The sequence below is a fragment of the Tamlana crocina genome (assembly GCF_012037625.1).
Genome location: NZ_JAAVJS010000674.1, coordinates 1 through 323 on the forward strand (window position 1 = coordinate 1; position 323 = coordinate 323).

General features: G+C 41.8%; 1 protein-coding gene. It reads left to right on the plus strand.

Annotated features, from left to right (window positions below):
* Window positions 1-260: hypothetical protein (locus tag HC176_RS19800; RefSeq protein ID WP_209309825.1), on the plus strand; the 260-nt coding region annotated here is incomplete at its 5' end.
* Window positions 261-323 lie beyond the last annotated feature (63 nt).

A 323-nucleotide genomic window follows, 5' to 3' on the forward strand; every position in this document is an offset into this window, starting at 1 on the left:
CAGGCATGCTCAAACTGGCGTGTAGTTGTAAAAACACTGTAACTAACATGCAATGGAAGAAAACCCTCGCCAGTTCGAATGATCCCGAGGAGTCGGGATTGTATCGAATTCTCGATACAATTTTTCCCTCAGCTATCGCTTTCGGTAAAAAACACCCACCTAAGGGACAGGCAGGCTCGAACTGGCGATCATCAATCAATGAGAAAAAAGTGGAGAGAGGAAAGGATGACAAACCATGGCGCAATATTAGATTCTTATGAATTAATAGCTAAAATTATTTCCTGGTTTAGGCATATTTAATCGTTCTCTTCTAACTGGGGGAT